The sequence below is a fragment of the Shouchella xiaoxiensis genome (assembly GCF_016907895.1).
In the GTDB taxonomy this organism is placed as follows: Bacteria; Bacillota; Bacilli; order Bacillales; family Bacillaceae_D; genus Shouchella; species Shouchella xiaoxiensis.
In genome coordinates, this window is sequence record NZ_JAFBCV010000001.1 from 131361 (window position 1) to 151102 (window position 19742).

The 19742-nt window shown below is 44.3% G+C and carries 21 protein-coding genes and 2 pseudogenes; 18 read left to right on the forward strand and 5 right to left on the reverse strand.

Annotated elements, in window-relative coordinates; genetic code table 11:
* Window positions 1–99: 99 nt before the first annotated feature.
* The 6 genes from JOC54_RS00590 (at window position 100) to JOC54_RS00615 (ending at window position 7638) form a co-directional block, all read left to right on the forward strand.
* The gene (locus tag JOC54_RS00590; protein WP_204463612.1) at window positions 100–1494 is read left to right on the forward strand and encodes a sigma-54 interaction domain-containing protein; all 1395 of its coding nucleotides are present in this window, start codon (window positions 100–102) and stop codon (window positions 1492–1494) included.
* A gap of 115 nt (window positions 1495–1609) precedes the next feature.
* Window positions 1610–2032, forward strand: coding sequence for a hypothetical protein (locus tag JOC54_RS00595; protein ID WP_204463613.1), 423 nt, complete (start codon window positions 1610–1612; stop codon window positions 2030–2032).
* Window positions 2029–3516 (forward strand): sodium:solute symporter family transporter, encoded by a 1488-nt coding sequence (locus tag JOC54_RS00600; RefSeq protein ID WP_204463614.1) that lies wholly within the window; start codon window positions 2029–2031, stop codon window positions 3514–3516. The genes JOC54_RS00595 and JOC54_RS00600 overlap by 4 nt, the downstream gene beginning before the upstream one ends.
* A 12-nt stretch (window positions 3517–3528) precedes the next feature.
* The gene (locus JOC54_RS00605; RefSeq protein WP_204463616.1) at window positions 3529–4563 is read left to right on the forward strand and encodes a 3-oxoacyl-ACP synthase; all 1035 of its coding nucleotides are present in this window, start codon (window positions 3529–3531) and stop codon (window positions 4561–4563) included.
* Complete coding sequence (locus JOC54_RS00610; protein ID WP_204463619.1) at window positions 4560–5897, forward strand: acetyl-CoA hydrolase/transferase family protein; 1338 nt, start codon at window positions 4560–4562, stop codon at window positions 5895–5897. Before JOC54_RS00605 ends, JOC54_RS00610 begins: the two co-directional genes overlap by 4 nt.
* A gap of 13 nt (window positions 5898–5910) precedes the next feature.
* Entirely contained in the window at window positions 5911–7638 is a 1728-nt protein-coding gene (locus JOC54_RS00615; protein ID WP_204463621.1) for an extracellular catalytic domain type 1 short-chain-length polyhydroxyalkanoate depolymerase, read from the forward strand.
* A 278-nt stretch (window positions 7639–7916) separates the two neighbouring features.
* Here JOC54_RS00615 and JOC54_RS00620 read toward each other — a convergent pair whose 3' ends face one another.
* Window positions 7917–8450, reverse strand: a complete 534-nt coding sequence (locus JOC54_RS00620) for a GNAT family N-acetyltransferase (RefSeq protein WP_204463624.1) — start codon at window positions 8448–8450, stop codon at window positions 7917–7919.
* Between the two features lie 388 nt (window positions 8451–8838).
* Here JOC54_RS00620 and JOC54_RS00625 point away from each other — a divergent pair, with 388 nt between their 5' ends.
* On the forward strand, window positions 8839–9849 hold the full coding sequence (locus JOC54_RS00625) for an NADP-dependent oxidoreductase (protein ID WP_204463625.1): 1011 nt from the start codon (window positions 8839–8841) through the stop codon (window positions 9847–9849).
* Between the two features lie 31 nt (window positions 9850–9880).
* Here the strand turns inward: JOC54_RS00625 and JOC54_RS00630 are convergent, their stop codons facing one another.
* A complete protein-coding gene (locus JOC54_RS00630) occupies window positions 9881–10849 on the reverse strand; it encodes a helix-turn-helix transcriptional regulator (RefSeq protein ID WP_204463626.1) in 969 nt (322 codons plus the stop codon).
* Between the two features lie 109 nt (window positions 10850–10958).
* Here JOC54_RS00630 and JOC54_RS00635 point away from each other — a divergent pair, with 109 nt between their 5' ends.
* The 7 genes and pseudogenes from JOC54_RS00635 to JOC54_RS00665 all read left to right on the forward strand — a co-directional run bounded on the left by JOC54_RS00635 (window position 10959) and on the right by JOC54_RS00665 (window position 14518).
* On the forward strand, window positions 10959–11495 hold the full coding sequence (locus JOC54_RS00635; RefSeq protein ID WP_204463627.1) for a dihydrofolate reductase family protein: 537 nt from the start codon (window positions 10959–10961) through the stop codon (window positions 11493–11495).
* Window positions 11496–11562: 67 nt separating this feature from the next.
* Window positions 11563–11841, forward strand: coding sequence for a hypothetical protein (locus JOC54_RS00640; RefSeq protein WP_204463629.1), 279 nt, complete (start codon window positions 11563–11565; stop codon window positions 11839–11841).
* Window positions 11838–12077 (forward strand): hypothetical protein, encoded by a 240-nt coding sequence (locus JOC54_RS00645; RefSeq protein WP_239586515.1) that lies wholly within the window; start codon window positions 11838–11840, stop codon window positions 12075–12077. Before JOC54_RS00640 ends, JOC54_RS00645 begins: the two co-directional genes overlap by 4 nt.
* Window positions 12078–12170: 93 nt before the next feature.
* On the forward strand, window positions 12171–12593 hold the full coding sequence (locus tag JOC54_RS00650) for a DUF4181 domain-containing protein (protein ID WP_204463632.1): 423 nt from the start codon (window positions 12171–12173) through the stop codon (window positions 12591–12593).
* 29 nt (window positions 12594–12622) lie between these two features.
* A pseudogene (locus tag JOC54_RS00655) lies at window positions 12623–12949 on the forward strand (YunG family protein); the annotation flags it as partial.
* Window positions 12950–13030: 81 nt separating this feature from the next.
* Window positions 13031–13552, forward strand: a pseudogene (locus JOC54_RS00660) (GNAT family N-acetyltransferase); the annotation flags it as partial.
* Complete coding sequence (locus JOC54_RS00665) at window positions 13553–14518, forward strand: phosphotransferase (RefSeq protein ID WP_204463634.1); 966 nt, start codon at window positions 13553–13555, stop codon at window positions 14516–14518.
* Window positions 14519–14560: 42 nt separating this feature from the next.
* Here the strand turns inward: JOC54_RS00665 and JOC54_RS00670 are convergent, their stop codons facing one another.
* Window positions 14561–15412 carry an aldo/keto reductase gene (locus JOC54_RS00670; RefSeq protein WP_204463637.1) on the reverse strand — a complete coding sequence of 284 codons (852 nt, stop codon included), beginning with the start codon at window positions 15410–15412 and terminating at the stop codon, window positions 14561–14563.
* A gap of 386 nt (window positions 15413–15798) precedes the next feature.
* Between JOC54_RS00670 and JOC54_RS00675 the strand changes: the two genes are divergently transcribed.
* The 3 genes from JOC54_RS00675 to JOC54_RS00685 are packed head-to-tail and all read left to right on the forward strand — an operon-like array spanning window position 15799 to window position 16814.
* The gene (locus JOC54_RS00675; protein ID WP_204463638.1) at window positions 15799–16068 is read left to right on the forward strand and encodes a hypothetical protein; all 270 of its coding nucleotides are present in this window, start codon (window positions 15799–15801) and stop codon (window positions 16066–16068) included.
* Window positions 16069–16084: 16 nt separating this feature from the next.
* Entirely contained in the window at window positions 16085–16411 is a 327-nt protein-coding gene (locus JOC54_RS00680; RefSeq protein ID WP_204463640.1) for a TIR domain-containing protein, read from the forward strand.
* A gap of 19 nt (window positions 16412–16430) precedes the next feature.
* Window positions 16431–16814, forward strand: coding sequence for a MarR family transcriptional regulator (locus JOC54_RS00685; protein ID WP_204463643.1), 384 nt, complete (start codon window positions 16431–16433; stop codon window positions 16812–16814).
* Window positions 16815–16853: 39 nt separating this feature from the next.
* On the opposite strand, the gene JOC54_RS00690 is transcribed toward JOC54_RS00685, so the two are convergent.
* Window positions 16854–18074: a sugar efflux transporter gene (locus JOC54_RS00690; protein ID WP_204463645.1), complete on the reverse strand. Its 1221-nt coding sequence runs from the start codon at window positions 18072–18074 to the stop codon at window positions 16854–16856.
* A gap of 119 nt (window positions 18075–18193) precedes the next feature.
* On the opposite strand from JOC54_RS00690, the gene JOC54_RS00695 reads away from it, so the two are divergent.
* The gene (locus JOC54_RS00695) at window positions 18194–19090 is read left to right on the forward strand and encodes an AraC family transcriptional regulator (protein WP_204463647.1); all 897 of its coding nucleotides are present in this window, start codon (window positions 18194–18196) and stop codon (window positions 19088–19090) included.
* Between the two features lie 180 nt (window positions 19091–19270).
* On the opposite strand, the gene JOC54_RS00700 is transcribed toward JOC54_RS00695, so the two are convergent.
* Window positions 19271–19738 (reverse strand): DinB family protein, encoded by a 468-nt coding sequence (locus tag JOC54_RS00700; RefSeq protein WP_204463649.1) that lies wholly within the window; start codon window positions 19736–19738, stop codon window positions 19271–19273.
* Between the last annotated feature and the right edge of the window lie 4 nt (window positions 19739–19742).

A 19742-nucleotide genomic window follows, 5' to 3' on the forward strand; every position in this document is an offset into this window, starting at 1 on the left:
TCTTCTCTCCTTCTCGTAATATCGACCTGTTTATTAGAATAATGCAAAATCGATGCCAATAGTGTAAACGCTATCAATTAATAAGGCGGGTGAAAATAAATGATGCAACAAGCTCAGAGAAAACAGTCGGAAGATTACTCGCCGACATTTATCGCCATGCTTGAGCGCATGTTTGATCGAATTCCAGTACCAGTTATTTTGTTGGAGAAAGACACGCGGATCGTCATGATAAACCGCATGTTTGCGGATTTCTTAGGTCGAACCAAAGACGAGATTATCGGTAAGCCTGTGCTTGAAGTCGATAAGATGAGCCGGTTTCCCGACGTGATTGAAACGAAAACAGCTGAGATTGCCTGGAAACATACATTTGAGAATGGTCGAACGGCGCTTGTGCACCGCATTCCCGTTCTTGATGATAACAACGAGCTATTGTTTGGCTTTGGCTTATTGCTGTTTCAGGATATGGCCGAGTTCGAGCGACTCGTTCGTGAAAATCGTAAGCTAGAAGAAGAATTAAAGCAAGCAAAACAGCAGCTGCAGGCATTTCACGGTGCAAAGTATACATGGGGTAACGTCGCTGGTACAAGCAAGCCCATGCTCGATACGGTTACCCTGGCAAAAAAAGCAGCGAAAACTCACGCAACCGTTCTTATATTAGGTGAAAGCGGCACAGGAAAAGAGCTGTTCGCCCACTCAATACATAATGAAAGTGCGAGAGCGAAGGGGCCGTTTGTTAAAATTAACTGCGGCGCAATTCCCGCTGACCTGTTGGAATCAGAATTATTTGGGTACGAGGGTGGTTCCTTTTCAGGCGCAAACCGCAAAGGCAAAATCGGCAAATTTGAGCTTGCAAATGATGGCACGATCTTTTTAGATGAAATTGGCGAAATGCCCCTGGGAATGCAGGTGAAGCTCCTTCGTGTGCTGCAAGAAAAAGAAATTGACCCTGTTGGCGGAACAATGTCAAAACCGATTAATGTGCGTGTGATCGCGGCAACGAATTTAGATCTATTTAAGCGAGTCGAGCAAGGTGCATTTCGCGAAGACCTGTACTACCGCCTCAACGTACTGACGCTGGAAATCCCTTCGTTACGGGATCGAGGCAAGGATGATTTGTATGTGTTGGCAAATCGCTTGTTGCAGACGCTGTCGGAGCGAGTGGAAAAACCAGTGCTGCAGCTTTCCGATGCTGCATGTCAAGTCATTGCTGATTACCATTGGCCGGGGAACGTACGCGAGTTGGAGAACGCCCTTGAGCGAGGGGCGATTTTAGCAGAAGGACCAGTGATCCAAGCGGAAGACTTACCGCGCCATATCAAAAGAGAAGCCGGGCACGGAACGGATTTAAAAGAGCGCTTGGCGAATCAGGAAAAGAAGTGGATCCTTGAAGCACTAATTGAAGCAGGAGGAAACAAACAGCTGACCGCAGCGCGTTTGGGCATTAGCCGTACAACGCTTTATGAGAAAATGGAAAAGCTAGCGATTAAAGTGTAAGGAAATCCGTACGCGAAAACGGCTTTCCTTACACTTTTTTGCCGGAGATGACCGTTCAAACGTCGATTTGAGTTGGCATGGATTTTGCAACAGTTATAGAAAAGGGGGAATTTCATTGAATGACAAAATTGTTGCGCTGTTATTTGGGACTTCTACATTAATGCTTATCGCACTTTTGTTTAATCTTGTTTGGCTTTACGCGGCTTCTTTTCCGATCGTCTTGTTTGCGTGGATGTTTTTGGGGGCGATAAAGAACGGAAAAATTGGAAGCGGTTACATGTTTTCGCTTCTTTCAACACTCGTCATCTGGCTAACCGGCTTCTTAACGATGGTTTATTTGGATGATACGGTGATTCCAACGACTTATATCCTTGGATTTCCAATCCACACATTTGTGATGGTCTATATTGTTTGGCTCCTGCCGTTTTTCTCTGGTTCGCTCTTGTATGGATTGTTTTTTGAGAAGGACGGAATGAATCTGCAGGAGTGGAACCAGTTGAAAGACGAGTTTAACCATAGAGGAGGAAAAGCATCATGACGACGATTGTTGTTATTATCCTCTTGTATTTACTTGTCGTGTTTGGCATTGGTTATTGGTCGATGACTAGAACAAAAACGTCGGCGGATTTCTTTATTGCTGGTAAAAGCCTTGGCTTGTTTGTTTCGGCGATTGCCATTTTTGCTACATCGTTAAGTGGGTTCTTGTTTATTGGTGGTCCTGGGTTAACGTATCAGCTCGGTATGGGTGCGCTCTGGTTTACCTTCCCAACCACAATTTCATTTGCGATGGCTTACTATATTCTTGGAAAACGGATGCGCTTGTTGACGGAAGCGACCGGTGCGATGACTGTCGCTGATGCGGTTTATCATCGTTACAACAGCCGAGTAGCAAGCGGACTGACTGGCGTGGCAACTTTGGTTGGGATCGTCGTTTTTCTTGGTACGCAGGTGCTTGCTTTAGGGACAATTATCGCTTTTATCTTTAATATTTCCGTTTCACTTGGTGTTGTAATTGGCATGCTTGTTATCGCGCTGTATTCAGCAGCTGGGGGCATTATGGCTGGGACGTATACGAGCGTGTTCCAAGGAGCGATTATGGCACTGGCATCGATTGTAATATTTGTGATTTCTCTGCGTGTTGGCGACGGACTTGTCAATATCCAGCAAACGATTGCGGAAACGCCATTTGCTAATATGGGTGAAATCATGCCTGAGTTTATCGGACCGTGGGGACTTGCCGCACCGATCCTGGCGATGAGCTGGTTTTTTGCTTTATCAATTGGAATTGTGGGGCAGCCCCATGTTGTAACAAGACTTTATATGATTCAAGACATTACGAAGCTGAAGTGGGGACCGGCGCTTGCTGCTGTACCTGCTGTACTCGGCGGATTGCTCTTAATTGGCGTGGGGCTCGTGATGCGCTACTTAGTTATGACAGGCGAAATTGCCCCGTTAGCCAATCCTGACGATGCGATTCTTGTGTTTTTAGCTGAATTCACACCGCCATTGCTTGCTGGGCTTGTGTTTGCTGGTGTTGCTTCGGCGATTATGTCGACCTGTGATTCCTTTATTAATATTGCTTCGGCTGCGGTCGTGCGTGATTTACCGTTTGCTTTTGGAAAGACCTTATCTGATCGAAAACAGCTTGTTTACGGAAGAGTTGCTGTTGTAGCGATTTCTGTAATTACGGTGCTGGCCGTTTTAAACCTTGGTGATCAAGGAATTGCCTTGCTTGGTGCAGTCGGTTGGGGAACGTTTGCTGCCGCGCTTGCTCCGGTACTTGGGATCGGACTGAACTGGAAAAAAGCAACGAAGGAAGGCGCGATTGCCTCCATTCTTGTTGGGCTCTGTTTAAGTATTGCGATTGAAGTACTCGCACGTCTAGGAATTTACTCGTTGCCGCATGGCATCTACACCGGAGCGATTGCGATGATTGTTTCAATTCTTGTCTTTATCGGTGTGTCTTTTGTCACAAAACCAGAACCACTTTCAGAAAAAATAGAGAAAGTAATGGATGCGTAGGAGGCGTTTTTTATGAGTGTGAGAGTAGGAATTGCCGGACTTGGCGTCTATATTCCTGAGACGGTGATGAGCGCAAGGGAACTGGCGGGTCGTACAAACGGCCAGTGGACAGAGGAGGCGGTCAGAAACAAGCTGGGGATTGAGCAAAAGACGATTCCTGGTGAAAAGGATGGAACGCAAGAAATGGCGGTATGGGCTGCAAAAGAAGCGCTGCAAGATGGAAAAATAGAAGCAGCTGAAATTGATTTGATTCTTTGCATTGGCGAAGAGTGGAAAGAGTATCCACTGACAACATCTGCGATTTATATTCAGGAACAGATTGGTGCAAGTAGAGCTTGGGGCATTGATGTGCAACAACGATGCTGCTCATGTATTTCTGCATTGAAAATGGCAAAAACGATGATGGTCGGTGACGAGGAGCTGCAGACCATTCTTATCGTTGGCGGGTACCGCAATGGTGATTTAGTTGATTACGCCGATCCAACTTCGTCGATGTTGTACAACTTGAGCGCAGGCGCAGGGGCAATTCTGATTAAGCGAGATCATCCTTTTAATGAACTACTTGAATCTGATGTGATGACCGATGGTTCAATGGCACGGGACGCCGGGGTCGAAGTCGGCGGGACAGTACATCCAATTAATGAGTCGAACTTTATGTTAGCGCACCAGTCGTTAAAGTTACTAAACCCAGACCATATGAAGACACGCTTAAACGCGGTCTCGATGGATAACTGGTTTCGCTGCATGAATCGAGCGTTCGAAAAGTCAGATGTTTCGATGGAAGAGCTTGATTATTTAGCCATTTTGCATATGAAACCTTCGATGCATAGGGTGATGCTTGAGCGCCTTCAGCTTGATGAACAACAGACAACGTACTTAAGCGAGTACGGGCATATGGGACAGGTCGATCAAATCTTGTCCCTCGTGCTTGGATTGCGTGAAGGCAAGATTCACGATGGGTCAGTCATTGCACTTGTTGCCGCAGGCATTGGTTATGCCTGGGCTGCGAGCGTTGTCCGCTGGGGACCTGTAAAGGAGGCTGGATGATGCAAGAAGCAGTGACTCATTCCCAACTAACGTATCAGGAAAAACTGCTTTCTTTTGCGGACGCCGTTAAGCTGGTTAAAACAGGTGATCACATTGTCTCAGCAATGGCTGCGGCTGAACCAACTGGACTGTTATCTCATCTTCATCATGCATCAGCACAGGCAACCAATGTAACGGTATCAACCTGTTTACCGATGCTTGATTATGCCTATTTTACCGATCAGAACTATCTGAACCATTTTCAAATGGAAGGGTGGTTTTATACGCCGACAATCAGACGAATGCAAGATGTTGGCAACGTTTCGTTTATACCCAACCATCTTCATTTTGCCGGAACAAAGCGGCTTCACCATCGCCATGTTAACGTTTTTGTTGGCAGTGCATCGACGATGGATGAGCATGGGTATCTTTCATTGTCGCTAAGCGCTACGTATGAACGGGAAGTGATGGCGAATGCTGATCTTGTCATTCTTGAAGTCAATCCAAACATGCCGCGGACGTTTGGCGACACAATCGTCCATATTCGTGAAGTGGATTATCTTGTCGAGCATGATGCCCCGATCCCTCAGTTTCCATCGCCTGAGCCAAATGAACGGGATCAGAAAATCGGCGCATTTATTGCCGAGGAAATTGAGGATGGTTCGACGATTCAGCTTGGAATAGGCGGCATCCCCAATGCGGTCGCCTCTGAACTGTTGGGAAAAAAAGACCTTGGTGTCCATACGGAAATGTTGACGGATGGAATGGTTGATTTAGTTGAAGCGGGTGTAATTACTGGTGGGAAAAAAACGCTCGTTCCAAACCGGCTCGTGGCGACGTTTGCCCTTGGTACCGACAAGCTTTACCGTTTTCTGCATAACAATCCTGGTGTACAGATGATGAAAGGGACGTGGGTCAATGATCCTTATGTGATTGGCCAGAATGAAAAAATGGTGTCTATTAACACGACGCTTGAAATCGATTTAACCGGGCAGTGTAGCTCAGAATCAATTGGACACAGGCAATACAGCGGTACAGGCGGCCAGGCCGATACGGCGATTGGCGCTCAGCTATCGCCTGGTGGAAAATCGTTTATTGCCCTGTACTCGACGGCGATGGTTATGAACCAAGAGACTGGTCAAAGAGAGCGTAAATCAAAAATTGTCCCTGCGCTGCTTGAAGGAGCGGCCGTAACGCTCTCACGTAATGATGTTGATTATGTCGTGACGGAGTATGGAGCGGTTTGCCTACGCGGAACGTCCGTGCGCGAACGGGTTGAACGACTCATTTCAATTGCTCATCCTGATTTCAGAGAACAGCTGCGGGAAGAAGCAGAAAAAAGAGGGATTCGCTAAGGAGGAAACATAAATGGCTCGAGTGCTCGCAAGTATGATGATGTTGCTCGTTTTATTGTTTATTCCACAAATTGCAGAGGCTGGTACAACGGAATCCGGATCGTTCGGAGGAAAAAGCTACAAGCTTTATACACCGGATTCAATCGTGAACGAGCAAAACAAACCGCTTGTGGTCATGCTGCACGGGTGCACGCAAGATGCGACTCAGTTTGCCGCAGGAACACAAATGAATGCTGTGGCTGACCGTGAAGGGTTTCGGGTGCTCTATCCGGAACAAAGTAGTTCTGCCGACATTCAACGTTGTTGGAAATGGTTTGAGTCAGCTCATCAAGCAAGAGGTCGAGGTGAACCAGCCGTGCTCGCTGGCCTTGTTGAGCAGGTAATTAGCCAAAAAGCGGTTAATCGAGATCAAGTCTATGTCGGTGGACTTTCAGCAGGCGGGGCGATGGCCGGTGTGATGGGCGCAACGTATCCTGATTTATTCAAAGGCATTGGTATCGCTTCAGGCTTAGAGTATAAAGCCGGTACAACGCAGCTGGAAGCACTGACGGCGATGCAGAGCGGAGGACCGGACCCGGCAAGGCAAGGGCGGTTGGCCTTTGAAGCGATGGGAAGCTATGCCCAAGTTGTGCCAACGATCGTCTTTCACGGCACCGCTGATTACACGGTAAACGTCATTAATGGCAATCAAGCTCTAAGCCAGTGGGCAAAAACCAACGACCTCGTTTTAGGTGGTAAAGGCGTGATCACCGATCGAGCAAGTGAGCGCTTTGACCGCCAAGTTCCAGGCGGTAGAGCGTACACAGAGAAAGTGTACACGAATCAAGAAACGAACAAAGAAGTTTTGCGAAAGATTTTGGTAACCGGTATGGGGCATGCTTGGTCAGGTGGAAGTACGCAAGGAACCTACACCGATCCAAACGGACCGAATGCAAGTGAGATGATGTGGGCTTTCTTTTCCCAGGACGAAGGCACCCCAGAACCTGAACCAGATGCACCAACGGTAACGGCGAATCCTGCCGGTGGATCGTTTGTTGATCGAGTGACGGTTGCGCTAACAAGCACACATTCCGCTGACATACGCTGTACGATTGATGGAAGTCAACCAACAAGTGCTTCACCACTCTATTCAACGCCTTTTACTTTTGACCAAACAACGACGCTGAAATGTATCGGCATCTCAAGTGAGGGGATCGAGGGCACTGTGATGACAGAAGTCTATCAAGTTCGCAGCGGTGAGGGCGGTGAAGAGCAGTCAATTGAACTGGACCGAACCCATTCAGGTTTTATTGGCAGGCTCGCCGCTGACGGCATCGGTGGGGACTTAAAAGTCGGTGATAAAGGCATGTATAATACTGACACGTATCGGACGATTGTCTCTTTTTCAGTCGCAGATATAACGGCTTCGAATTCCAGTTCAACAGCGATATTGAGACTGCCGGTTGCCTCACAACAAGGGACCATTTCCGCTCTTGTTGTTGATGCCGCACCTGGCTACTTTGGCAGCTCCCTTCAGCTAGAACGAAACGATTTTAATGCCCGCGCTGCTCTTCCAGCCATAAACAGAGCTACTTTTTCAGCGAATACGTCCTATGTTGAATTTACGCTCTCGGCAGCGGCCCTCGAAGCGATTAAACAGGAATCAACGATCCAGTTTCGCATTCAGGCAACAACCACTGCCGGTTTTCCTGCAAATCTCGTGCAGTTTACGGGCGGAGGACCGACGCTTATTTTGAAATAAAAGAGAAAGCAACCAGCGAGGCTGGTTGCTTTTTGTTTGTTGTGGATTAATGAAAGAGTGAGTTATAGATAATTTAATTTGTTTGCATCTGTTCACGGGAATGGAGTAGCCACAAGAACAGCAACGTATGATGTCGAAAAAGAAATGATAATGTTTAGCACGAATGGTTATTAATTATCAGAGATCTACTCCCATAAAAAAAACTTAAACAGCTAAGTTCATTACTAAAGATGAGAAAGGAAGAAGCGCTCAGACATCGTCTCGCGCTTCTTCCTTTCTTATGACAAAAATGCTTCTGAGTAGTGTACGACACCTTTTATGTTTTTAAGGGAGTTCGGCGTTAATTCAAGCGCCATAAATGCCTCATCAGGAACTTCAAATGGAGCTTGGATCGTCCATAGGCTTGCTGGTTTAAAACCAAACTTAGGATAGTAATCTTTGTGTCCCAATATAATGACTGAATCGTAATCAAGCTCTTTCGCTCGCTTTAAGGCGGCGTGGATTAATTTACTTCCGATTCCTTTACCTTGGTACTCAGGTGCAACCGAAACAGGTGCAAGCGCTAGAGAATCGGCTTCATTAGTACCGTCACTAATTTTTATTTTAGACAATAAAATATGACCGACAATTTCCTCAGTTTGAGTTAAGGCGACAAGTGAAAGCTGAGGAACGAAGGCTTCTGATTTCCTAATCTTATGAACTAGAAAATGTTCTTGCTGGTCGCTTTGTTCTTCATTTTGAAAGGCTTGTTTAATGAGGCTCTCGGTATAATTATAGTCAGATTGAACTTCTGGTCTAATCGTAATGTTCATTTGAATTCTCCTTTTTTGTTCCAACATCTATACAAAACAAATACATGTTTCCTCCATAATAATCGAAGAAAACGTAATCTCTAATTAAAAATGCCATGTAATCGTTATAAACTCAATTGATTTGCACCCTTTATATTCGATAAGAACTAGGTAGCTTGCCCATAGATAAGGTTTGCCTCTAGCAGAATTGCCATCACGTGTTTATCAATTTGTTTACTACAATTATTACCCAAGTAAAAGTTAACAATCTTCTGTTTGAACGAAACGAGTTCATTTCAATCATTTTTGGGAAACCGATACATGTTGAAGAGCTAATGCCAATTTGCATTGTTTAACACCAATGCAAATGAGGAATAGAGCCATGAAGATAAAAGGAGGATGTTTATCTATGAATCAACAGCAAATTCAGTTAAAGAGCCGCCCTGATGGCTGGCCAACTACGGAAACGTTTGATTTTAAGGAAGTTGAAATAGAAGAACCGAAGCAAGGTGAGGTTTCGGTAAAAACCCTCTACTTATCAGTCGATCCGTATATGCGTGGTCGTATGAGTGATGCGAAGTCCTATGTGGAACCGTTTGAAGTAGGTAAGCCGCTAAACGGTGGAATTGTGGCTGAAGTCGTTAAAAGTGAATCGGATCAACTCGCTGTTGGCGACGTTGTTACAGGAGCGCTTGATTGGCAAGAATACAATACCGTTTCTGCTGAGAGCGTGCGTAAATTGAACTTACACGGCGCATCGCCATCAACCGCACTCGGCGTTTTAGGCATGCCTGGATTAACTGCGTATTTCGGCATGTATCATATCGGGGAACCGCAAAAAGGAGAAACCGTTGTTGTCTCTGGTGCGGCAGGTGCGGTTGGTTCCATTGCCGGTCAGCTCGCTAAGCGCAAAGGCGCAAGAGTTGTTGGGATCGTTGGGTCGAAAGAAAAAGAAGACTACATCAAGTCGCTCGGTTTCGATGAAGCCGTCAATTATAAGGATGAATCATTTGCGTCTGCATTGAAAGAAGCTTGTCCGGACGGGATCGATGTCTATTTTGAAAATGTCGGCGGTGACGTATCCGATCAAGTATGGCCGCTGTTAAATACATTTGCCCGCGTGCCTGTGTGTGGAGCGATTTCCGCTTATAATTTGGAACAAGGTGAGCAGGATATCGGCGCACGTGTGCAAGGCTTTCTTGTGAAGTCCCGCGTGAAAATGCAAGGCTTTCTAGTTGGCGATTTCCGTGATCATTACCGTGATGCCTACGCTGAACTGTCAGGAATTGTTCAGTCCGGCGAGCTCACGTTTGAAGAGACGATTCATCAAGGCTTAGATAAAGTGCCAGATGCATTTCTCGGCTTGTTTAAAGGAGAGAATATCGGAAAACAGCTTGTTCAAGTTAGTGAGTCTAAATAAGGAAAATAGAGCGGCGCGAAGAAGCGCCGCTCTATTTGTCTTTCTCTTCATAAAGGGCAACAATTCGCTTGGCTGCATTAAGAACAGCTACCTTGACCTCCTTAGGCTCAATGATTTCTACCTCACTGTTAAAACCAAGAATCCATTCAACTGCTTCCTGCTTTGACTGAAACGTAAGATCGAGAAGGGACGCGACTCCTTCATTCTCTTTAATGGAATAGTCATGAATAAAGATCGGCTGGTACGTTAGTCGGTGTAAGCTGGTATTTGCGATTCGTACCTGTACGTCGTAGCGGGGCAGACGCTTGATGAAATCCGTTTTTGACTGAAGCCAGTAGTCTTTCAGCTGAAAGTGAAGCGGTCGGACAAATGTGTCTTCCAAGATTTCAGCAAAGACAATTCGCGACAGCCGGTAGTTGCGAATCTCTCCGTCTCTCATAGCGATGAGGTACCAGTTTTTTTGCTTCACAACAAGACCCAGTGGTTCAAGGGTTCGTTCCTTTTTTTGCTGATCATGGCCAACGTAATGGATCTTTAATTTACAGTTTGTAAAAACGGCATCTTGAATTACGTCGAAATAAGGTTGGTCCTGAATCGCTGTCTCACGCCATGTTCCTGTGTCGATATAGATCCGTTCCCAAATAACTTTTGTCTGCTCGATCGCGGCATGGGGTAGAGCGTTAAGGAGCTTTTCGCGGACATACTCTGCTTCTTTTGGTATCCCTAAATCATGCATTACTTGATCATGGGGCAACGCTAAAAGCGACTGGAGTTCCTCTGGCTTGAGATAGGCTAGTTGTTTACTGAAACCTTCTAACAAGGACCAACCACCATGCTTTCCACGAGCTGAATAAACAGGGATGCCGACTAGGCTAAGTGCATCCATATCACGTAAAATCGTTCGAACGGATACGTGTAGTTCGGTCGCCAGCTGTTCTGCTGTGAGCCGTTCGCTATTTTGTAAGCGGATGATAATTTGTAGCAATCGTTCTGCTCGCATTTGTTCACCTCATTTCTGTATTCTTTCCTAAATAATAGCCGATTAATAGGACAGAGGATGTCATATTTCACATGTATACTGATTGTATCTTAAAAAAAGAGGTGTTCACATGCAAAATGAACGAAAGGTTGTCTTATTTATCGCAACAAGTTTGGATGGTTATATTGCCACAAAAGAAGAGTCACTGGAATGGTTGTTTGAAGTAGAAGGAGAAGGAGATAATGGCATAGCGGCATTTTATGATACAACCGATACCGTCATCATGGGTCGAAAAACGTATGACTGGATTAAGGAACAGGACGATAGTGCGGACGAGCCATACAGCGATCGGCTGAGCTATGTTTTTACGCGCACGCCAAGAGAAAACAGTGGCCATTCACAGTTTATTACGGAAGATCCGGCCTCATTTGTAAAGCAGTTGAAACAAGAGGAAGGTCAGAAAATATGGCTTGTTGGTGGCGGCGAGCTAATTGCAAGCTTTATTCAAGCAGGCTTGCTTGATGAAATCATTGTAACGATCGCTCCAAAACTTATTGGCGCAGGTATCCCGTTATTTTTACAAAGAGATTCGCAATTGAATTTGCGTTTGCAAGGCGTTCAGACGTTTAACCAATTTGTTGAGCTTCATTACCATGTCGAGCACTAGTATAGTGAAACTTATTGAGCGTAGTCCCGTAAATGGAGGTAAGGATTGAGAAGGTGGGGAAGCGGGAATGGAACAGACAAAGGGAAATAAAGAAGGAACGACTGTACTGCAAGTGAGTTTGTTGCTCTTAACGATACTGGTAATGTCCGTGTTGATTTGGGCGGGCTTCACTGGTCAGCAAGAGCTATTTCCATTATTACTGGGCATTACCCTAACTTTATCAATGAGCAACCTCTATTTACTTAACCGAGGAACAAAGCTCGGAAAATGGTACAAAGGAGCAATGATTATTGCGAGTCTTAGCATTGTTCTCGGAATCTTAAATTTGGTTTTTCTGAAAGGATGACAAGCAAATGTTGTGGATTATTACGCAAAACAAAACAGAGCGTTATTAGCGTAACTGAAGTAACGATTAGCGGAAAGAAGATTCAAGGAATTGGCACAACAGGATTAAATGAATGGGGTAAACTGCTCGGTAAATATGACTCGAAAGAAAGAGCAGAGAGCATCGTGGAAGAAATCTACCGCACGCTTGCCGAAAGCGATCGCTTTTCGATTACGTATACGATGCCAAGAGATTAATGGCGTATTGCTATTATAAAAATGGCCCCTGATGTGTGAGCGCAAAAGGGGTAATTTGGTTTTTGCGCTTTTTTCAAAAAGGAGGAGATGAAGATGTACGTTTCTGAACAGAACTTCTGGGGACCTTTTTTGCTTATAATGCTCGTTTTCCTGTTGTTATTATGGATCTTTAATTGGGTGACACGGAAGCTGTTAAAGGTGGAAAAAAAGCCGCTATTTTCGTACAACCATATCACGGAGAAACATAAAAAAGTTGACTGGACCATACGGATTACGTTTATCGTCTCTGTTTTCGTGAACGTATTTATTACTGTTTCAATACCAGGCTGGCCAGTCCAACCTGGTGTCTTAATAATCATCTTTATCATCGTACTTGAAATAGCCAGAGCCGTATTTGAAAAAAAGTATGCCGAAAATGAAAATGATTACAAGTTTACGTTGTATCAGCTTGGATTTATCGTCCTTCTGTTTTCAATTATTTTATTCTCGGGCGTATTTGAACGACTATTTTTCTAAGGAAATAGGGTATGCGGAGGATGTGGCGAATGAATAAATTAACTAGTTTTCAAGTTTCACAGGCCGTCTCGCAGGCATGGTCAAGTCAGTCAAGCTCAAAGTGGACTGAAGCCAATCCAGCACGTGGCCAGTGTGGTGTGACAGCGATTGTTGTGCAAGAGCTGTTAGGTGGGGATATTTACAAAACGAAGCTGACAGATGGCTGGCATTATTATAATCGAATTGAGCAGAAACGGTATGATCTGAGCAAATCTCAGTTTCAAATAAAGCTGGATTATAGCGATACGCCGTCAAGCCGAGAAGAGGCCTGGACTGATACAACTGAACAACAATATCGGAGTTTAAAAGAGCGAACATTGGTGCATCTTGATACAATCAAACAAGGGAAGATTTTGTTTAACGGCACCCCGCTCCTACATACGGGGCGTCTGTTGTTAAGACGATTTACCCATGAAGATGTCAGCAGTGTGTTCGCGAACTGGATCTCCGATGAACGGGTGACGGATAACCGCGTCAATGGCGCTCATAAGTCGATTGCTGAAACGGAACAGCGTGTTGCTACGATTCTCTCATCCTATCAAAATGAGGACTTCTGTTATTGGGCAATCACGTTAAAAGGGACGGGCGAGCTGATTGGTGAAATCGACTTATACGATTTTGGGAAGATGACATCGAATTGCGCAGTTGGCTATTCGATTGGCTTTAAGTGGTGGAGCAGAGGCTACTGTACCGAGGCACTAAAAGCAGTCGTTTCATACGGTTTTGAGCAAATGAATGTCCACAAAATTGAAGCAGCTCATAATACCGATAACCTAGCTTCCGGCAAGGTGTTAAAAAAAGCAGGCATGCAGCAGGAGGGGGTTGTCCGCGATATGATCCGCAATTCAAAAGGTCAGTATAAAGACTGCGCGATTTGGGGGATTTTGCAGACCGATTACGTAGGTGGTGGGGATAAATAAATGCAAGATTTTGAAGCGAAAAGAGCAAAGGTGCTAGAGCTAGGCAGTTACTTGGAAAATGGAAGCTATCGATTCAGCACAGACCTCAGGGTGATGTATAAAGAGACGATGAAAGAAAGTCCGATTCTATCCAGTTTTGAACCAGACACACAATCTATACATATAAATGACGATCGTCCCAAGCTGTTTACTGGGACAATTCTCTGGTATTGCAGCAATGGCGACATAAAACTATTCTCAGAAACGGAAACGCTTATTCTTTGTGCCAATAAAGAAAATTACTCGAGAAAAATCAACAATCAAGCGCATTTCGCTCCTCATTTTCGGACGCCAAAACTGCTTCAACAAGATGATAAGGCTCTTTTGCTCGTAGAAGAGTTTGTCCCGTTTAGACCAAAAAAAGCGCAGGATCATTCGTTCATCCTGAGCACAATTTATGAGGATTATACTCGTTATTTTACCGAGATGAAGCATCAGTCAAAGGTAACGTACCGAACGATGAACGAGCTGCTTCAAACGAGTCCACATGCGCTTTATTTGCAAGATTATCAGCAGATTGTCACTGAAATTGATCGTGCCTTATTTGATGTGAAGTTTCCATTTCTAAAGCTGCATGGCGACTTGTGGACAGATAATCTGCTGCTAGGAAGTGAGGGGTTGTGGTACATCGATTGGGACGAATCTGCTGAGTACATCTTCTTTTACGATTTCTTTAAGCTTATCTGGAATGAGCTTGATGTTCATCAGGATACCAGCTTTTACGACTCCTATATCAATGGTCAGTTTGATAGTCAGCTTGAGCGGATTTTCAATTTGTTTGGCATGGATTATCAGCCTGAGCTCAAGCAATCGTATTTCTGTCTCTTTTTCTTAAACTATATTCTTAATGATAAAAGCTTGATGACGTATGAATTGAAGCGTGTTGAACTTGCAGATTTCAAACGGAAAGTGTTGAGTGGTTGGTGAAGAAAAAAAGGCCATCAAGCTGATTTGCTTGATGGCTGCTACTTAAATATCTCTTCTATTTGTACCAATCGCCTTGACCATTTTCGGATCGCGATGAGAAAAAAATAAGCTTTCGTTTGTATCGAGTGATTGGATTTCCTTCATATCTTCTTCCGTTAAATCGAAGTCAAAGATTGCTATGTTTTCTTCCATTCGATTGAGGTGAACCGATTTTGGAATGGCAACAACATCGCGCTGTCGTAACCAACGCAGGATGATCTGTGCGGGTGTTTTTTTATGTTTTTCTCCTAAACCTAGCAGAACGTCGTTGTGGAACATATTATTTTTACCTTCAGCAAAGGGTCCCCAAGATTGAATCTGCACGTGATGCTCCTGCATGATCGCCTGGCTTTCGAGTTGTTGGCAAAAGACATGTGTTTCAACTTGATTAACCGCAGGAGTGACGCGGTTATGCGTAATTAAATCAACCAAGCGATCAGGCTGGAAATTACTAACGCCAATTGCTCTTATTTTTCCCTCTTCATACAATTCTTCCATCGCTCTCCACGAACCGTAGACATCACCAAATGGCTGATGAATCAGATACAAATCCAAATAATCAAGCTGCAGACGTTCGAGCGAACGAGCAAATGCTTGTTTGGTCTTTTCATATCCACTGTCTTGAACCCAGAGCTTTGTTGTAATAAACAATTCATCGCGAGGAATGTCGCTTTGTCTAAGCGCCTCACCAACAGCTTGTTCATTCATGTAAGAAGCGGCGGTGTCAATTAGACGGTAGCCTGAATCTAATGCGTTAACAACCGCTGTTTTACATTCATCGGCATCTTGTATTTGAAAAACACCAAAACCAAGTATGGGCATCCTGACTCCATTGTTTAATGTAATATGTTCCATATGCACTCTCCCTTTCTGTCTAAGCTCCTTTAAGTTTACAGTTTTTCAATCTCTTTTCTATGTCAAATCCTTGCTGTTTCTTGCCTATTCCTATTAAGTGTAAACGTTACTTCTTACTCTCTTCTTTGTAATACTGATAGAAAAGATAACAGGCAATCGCAAGTAATATAAGAGGAAACAACAGCAACCCAGTAGAAAACAACAAAGAATAGTTCTGAGCGACGCCAAGTAAATAAGTAAATAGGACAAATGAAAAGGAAAGACTGATTACACCAGCAATTCATTTCATCTAATTATGCCTCTTTTCGGAAAAATGAGTTGAAAGTTATTTCTTTCCATTATACGATTAATTTACCTAGAAGATAGGATAAAGAAAGGTGAATTTAATGAAAACACGCAATCAGAAAATAATCGTGCTAAATGCAATCCCAAGCTTGATTCTAGCACTCTTCGTTTCAACCTTTTTTGCAGCGGGAGGGATTGCTGAGAACTATACGGATAGCTACTTTGTCGCACCGTTCTTCTTTATTATTCTCCTTGTTTGGCTGATTGGCCTGATTTTAGGACTTGTTACGAGGAATGTGCTGCTTTCTGTTCCTCTGATGTATTTGTCGATCGTAATTGGGTTTGTTATCTCTTCATTGATTTATAATTAAGTAGAGGTGAATAAAAATGGTCGTAACGACATTGTGCGGGTCAACCAAGTTTAAAGAGGCATTTCTAGAAATGGAAGCCGCACTAACGTTTAACGGACATATTGTTTTAAGCGTTGGTTTTTTTGAGCAAAGTGATGGACTCCATTTAACAAAAGAAAAAGTAATGATGCTTGGACAAATGCACTTTAAGAAGATTGATATGAGCGATGAGATTTTTGTGGTTGATGTCAACGGGTATATTGGGGAAAGTACGAGCAAAGAAATTGACTATGCTCGTAAGCAAGGAAAGAGGATAAGGTACTATTCGAAAGAGATAGAGGCTGTAACGGCATTTATAAAATAAGTGGAAGGGGATATGAATCATGGGTGCTTGGGGAACGGGATTGTGGGAAGAGGATTTGGCCTGCGATATTCAAGATGAATGGAATGATCTAATGGATGATGGCACCAGCCCGCGAAAAGCAACGAAGGAGCTACTTAGCACTTGGCGGGCGGAGCTTTCTGATTACAATGATAAACAAGCGAAGCAAGCAGATGAGTCGATCTTATATATCTCCCTCGCGGCGCTGCAAATGCGCCATCAAGCATTAACATCTTCGGTAAAAAAGAAGGCATTGCATCTGATTGAGCAAGGAGCAGACTTGGCCCTGTGGGAAGATGGCGACCAACAAGATTACCAAGATAGACAGGCGGTGCTGACGCAGTTTAAGCAAAAGCTTGTTCAAGCAAAGGCGAGCTTTTTTTAAGAGGAACGTACACCACTTGGTGAACGTTCCTTTTCTTGCTTAACCCGTGTCTTCGGTTGGCGCCGTTTTCTGTTTACCCGCAGTCGCTGGTTTTTTGGCCATTAGAACGAGTGCTGCTAGCGTGACGAGTAAGCAGAACCAATTAATAAAGCGGAAGCCCAGTAAATCGGCTCCAGCCCCTCCTGCGACATTGCCGCCTAAGCGTCCAAGCGTTGTCGCGTTAGCGTAAATGGTTGCTGCTACGCCAGGTGATTGAGGCAGAAGGTCGGCGAAATAGCTTAAGCCATTCCCCATGACAATTGCCACAAATGTCGCTTGAAAAATCTGAGCGCCAACAAGATGCCATGTTTCCGTTGAGAGCCCGAGAATCATGAAGTAAATCGCGCCAACAGCACAGCCAAGTTTTAACAGGGACTGGTTGGAGATGCGTGTGCTTAACGCTCCAAAAAGCAGCATAAGTGGTATTTCTAAGCCTGCACAGAGCGCGACTATAAACCCCACATCACCATAGGTACCACCAAGCTCATGAATAATTAGTAACGGCGTGTTAATCGTATTTACGGCATTCACAGAAAACAACAGGATAAACGCAAGAAACGGAAGAATCATCTTTCTCGTCTCAGGCGAGGAGAGGATTGATAATCGTTTCACTGGTTTGGCGTTAGCCTGAATTTTTTTTCTTGGAAGCAATACGGTAACAAGGATGCCGATAATGATAAAGATAAACGTTGTGCCAAGAAAAAGACCTCTGTAATCAAACGCAGCAAGCAGAACGGTGCCAATTAGTGGCCCGATTAAAAAACCTAAAGAAAAGAGTGAGCGCAGCAGTGACTTAGCGAGTGTTTTGTCTTTTACCTGACTGTCATTTGCTGATTCTTGAGCATAGGCAAACAGCTGCGGCATCGCGGCCGCCCCGATTCCAGTAAAAAAGCTAACCGCAAGCAATAGACCAATAAAGGAATCAAAGAAAAGGTAGGATGAATAACCGCAAGCTGAAGACAAAACGGCGGCAACAATTAGCCATTTTCGATCCATTCCGCTGTCCGAATAATTGGCTATAATTGTATTGGCGACAACACCTGCGAGAGAACTAGTCGCAATCAAAAAACCAAACGCCGTTACGCTCATCCCAAGCTCGCTCGTCGCGTAGAGCGATAAGTAAGGCATTGTAATGGACACGCTTGTGCCAATCAGCAACATACAGATTATAAAAAGGCCGAAATGATTAATTTGAAAAAGCTGTTTAAAGCGAACGAACAAGTGTATTCCCTCCACAACGGTCATCTGACTTCATTCTAGTATTGCAGAGAAAGAAGAACACATGGTATCGTAATCGTATCAACTAATTGCCTAATACTCTCAATAAAAGAGGTGTTGTCATGAATGTAGAAACTGGTATGAATCAAAAAAAAGTGCTCCAGCAATTAATTGCTGCAAAGCACCTGACAAATGGAAATATCGCAACGCCCGTTCCATCGTTGTTTTTCAGCCGACAAACGGCATCTGACGAGCAAAAGTATGGAATGACAACTCCGGCGCTTTGTATCATTGTCCAAGGAGAAAAAGAACTGCGTTTATCTGAAAAACGCTTTCTATATAGTCCACAAGATTATTTGTTTACATCAATGCGTCTGCCTGTTGTAGGACGCGTTATAAAGGCATCGGCAGACCAACCATATCTCGCCTTGAAAATAGAAATAACCCCATCAGAATTATATGAGGTCATCCAAACAAGTCAGCTTAAGACTGATTCTGCTACAAAACAAGTGGAACGTGGAATATTCGTCAGTCAGCTCGATTCATCTTTACTTGATGCAGTCGCTCGGTTTGCTCAATTAGTCGAACGTCCGGATGACATTGGAATGCTTGCTCCACTTTATAAAAAAGAAGTAATTTATAAGCTGTTGCAAGGTCCCTACAAAGAAGTCCTGCAAAAGATTGCAACGGAAGGAACACCAACAAATCAGATTGAAACGGTCATCAATTACGTATCCGTCAATTACCGGGAGCCATTAAAGGTCGATGAACTAGCAAAGCAAGCCAATATCAGTACGGCCACGCTTTATCGCCAGTTTAAAGAGGTGACGTCCATGAGTCCGATTCAGTTTCAGAAGCGACTAAGACTGCACGAAGCCCGGCGCTTATTACTGACGGAAACAATTGGAGTAGCTGATGCAGCCTATGTAGTCGGATACGAAAGCCCTTCCCAGTTTAACCGAGAGTACGCGCGCATGTTTGGTCTGCCCCCACGTAAAGATACAGCAACCTTGTCATGATGTAGAGTTGGACAAAAAGTTGAGTTCTACTCGAACCACGCAGATTTCAAAGGTACGGAATCTGTGTGGAAAACGACCACAACAAAGTCTCCAGACTCCCACTAGCCCATAAGAATCCTAGGTTTCTCTCACGCTTTCAATCAGATGTGTTGCGCCACAGGCTGACATGCTAATCACCTTTTATGCAAATGAGCGAATCAATAAATCACAGTTCACTGGATTAATCCCAATCTCCCGCGACCAAACGGACAGCTGCCCAATATGGTGGACTTCATGGGTCACAATGTGCTGAAGGACTTTTTTATATGTAAATGTATACTCTTCGTTTTTGCCTGATATTGTCACGGTTTTGTTGTGATAATCCCCGCTCTGCCTTTCCAAAAAGGTTTCCGTAATTTTCTTAGTGTATGCGGAATAGGCTTTGACCTCGTCTAAGTTTGTCATCGTTTCTTTCTGAGGATAGCGATTTGTTTCGCCAAGCAAATGATTCATCCACAGCAGTTCACAATCAATGATGTGAATCAGATTCTTCACTATACCGCCCATTCCTCCGGTTCGCGTCTTGTTCAATTCTTCTACGTTTACTGATTCACACCAGTTAAACCAGTCTTCTCTCACTTGCCAATTGTAATGAAACAAATCTAGCATCCGC

What these genes read in the sequence shown, in the direction of transcription:
- JOC54_RS00590 (WP_204463612.1), top strand. Translation starts at nt 100, where the DNA reads ATGATGCAACAAGCTCAGAGAAAACAGTCGGAAGATTACTCGCCGACA.
- JOC54_RS00600 (WP_204463614.1), top strand. Translation starts at nt 2,029, where the DNA reads ATGACGACGATTGTTGTTATTATCCTCTTGTATTTACTTGTCGTGTTT.
- JOC54_RS00605 (WP_204463616.1), top strand. Translation starts at nt 3,529, where the DNA reads ATGAGTGTGAGAGTAGGAATTGCCGGACTTGGCGTCTATATTCCTGAG.
- JOC54_RS00610 (WP_204463619.1), top strand. Translation starts at nt 4,560, where the DNA reads ATGATGCAAGAAGCAGTGACTCATTCCCAACTAACGTATCAGGAAAAA.
- JOC54_RS00615 (WP_204463621.1), top strand. Translation starts at nt 5,911, where the DNA reads ATGGCTCGAGTGCTCGCAAGTATGATGATGTTGCTCGTTTTATTGTTT.
- JOC54_RS00620 (WP_204463624.1), bottom strand. Translation starts at nt 8,450, where the DNA reads ATGAACATTACGATTAGACCAGAAGTTCAATCTGACTATAATTATACC.
- JOC54_RS00625 (WP_204463625.1), top strand. Translation starts at nt 8,839, where the DNA reads ATGAATCAACAGCAAATTCAGTTAAAGAGCCGCCCTGATGGCTGGCCA.
- JOC54_RS00630 (WP_204463626.1), bottom strand. Translation starts at nt 10,849, where the DNA reads ATGCGAGCAGAACGATTGCTACAAATTATCATCCGCTTACAAAATAGC.
- JOC54_RS00635 (WP_204463627.1), top strand. Translation starts at nt 10,959, where the DNA reads ATGCAAAATGAACGAAAGGTTGTCTTATTTATCGCAACAAGTTTGGAT.
- JOC54_RS00640 (WP_204463629.1), top strand. Translation starts at nt 11,563, where the DNA reads ATGGAACAGACAAAGGGAAATAAAGAAGGAACGACTGTACTGCAAGTG.
- JOC54_RS00645 (WP_239586515.1), top strand. Translation starts at nt 11,838, where the DNA reads ATGACAAGCAAATGTTGTGGATTATTACGCAAAACAAAACAGAGCGTT.
- JOC54_RS00650 (WP_204463632.1), top strand. Translation starts at nt 12,171, where the DNA reads ATGTACGTTTCTGAACAGAACTTCTGGGGACCTTTTTTGCTTATAATG.
- JOC54_RS00665 (WP_204463634.1), top strand. Translation starts at nt 13,553, where the DNA reads ATGCAAGATTTTGAAGCGAAAAGAGCAAAGGTGCTAGAGCTAGGCAGT.
- JOC54_RS00670 (WP_204463637.1), bottom strand. Translation starts at nt 15,412, where the DNA reads ATGGAACATATTACATTAAACAATGGAGTCAGGATGCCCATACTTGGT.
- JOC54_RS00675 (WP_204463638.1), top strand. Translation starts at nt 15,799, where the DNA reads ATGAAAACACGCAATCAGAAAATAATCGTGCTAAATGCAATCCCAAGC.
- JOC54_RS00680 (WP_204463640.1), top strand. Translation starts at nt 16,085, where the DNA reads ATGGTCGTAACGACATTGTGCGGGTCAACCAAGTTTAAAGAGGCATTT.
- JOC54_RS00685 (WP_204463643.1), top strand. Translation starts at nt 16,431, where the DNA reads ATGGGTGCTTGGGGAACGGGATTGTGGGAAGAGGATTTGGCCTGCGAT.
- JOC54_RS00695 (WP_204463647.1), top strand. Translation starts at nt 18,194, where the DNA reads ATGAATGTAGAAACTGGTATGAATCAAAAAAAAGTGCTCCAGCAATTA.
- JOC54_RS00700 (WP_204463649.1), bottom strand. Translation starts at nt 19,738, where the DNA reads ATGCTAGATTTGTTTCATTACAATTGGCAAGTGAGAGAAGACTGGTTT.